Raw genomic sequence first — 674 nt, 5'->3', positions numbered from 1 at the left:
CCTTCTAAAGCTTGCTTACAAGGTTTTTCTTTAAAGAAATAGATATCATCTCCTCCACTAGCCCCTGGTCTATTAGAACTTACAAATCCCTTGTGCGACTTACTATCGATATACAAACCAAAATCGTCAAATGGGCTGTTAATTGGCGTTCCCATATTAGCAACCTGACCAATGCTTCCATCTACATTAATCTTAGCTACAAACATATCTAATCCTCCTAATCCAGGATGACCATCTGATGCAAAAAACAAGAAATAGTCCTCTGATATAAATGGAAAGGTTTCTCTCCCTGCTGTATTTACTTTAGCACCGATATTCTCTACATTGCCATATTCACCCGTAGGATAAATAGCTACTCTAAAAATATCTGATTGCCCCAATGTTCCTTTTCTGTCTGAAGAAAAATAAAGCCACTTACCATCCGGTGTCAAACTAGGATGGGCTGTATTGAAATAATCCGAATTAAACGGAAGCTCCAATACTTGTCCCCACAAGCCATCCTCGCCTTTAGTGGCTTTATATATTTTTAATAAAGAAGATTTGTCCTTATTGTTTCTTCTCTTTCCCTTTTCACTAGAGTTATTTCTAGTGAAGTACATCGTATTACCATCCTTTGTAAAGACAGCTGTTGCATCATTTACTCTAGAGCTTATCTCTTTAGCGAACTGCTTAGG

The 674-nt window shown here is 37.5% G+C and carries 1 protein-coding gene; it reads right to left on the bottom strand.

Features of this window, described 5'->3' with window-relative positions; genetic code table 11:
- Positions 1–674, bottom strand: a 674-nt coding sequence (locus tag AABL85_RS17420; protein ID WP_425355303.1) for a TolB family protein, incomplete at both ends; no start/stop codon positions are given.

It is taken from the genome of Myroides odoratimimus (assembly GCF_038039805.1).
In the GTDB taxonomy this organism is placed as follows: Bacteria; Bacteroidota; Bacteroidia; order Flavobacteriales; family Flavobacteriaceae; genus Flavobacterium; species Flavobacterium odoratimimum_B.
The sequence above is the reverse complement of the archived record's forward strand: the minus strand, read 5'-3'. Positions and strand labels throughout refer to the sequence as shown.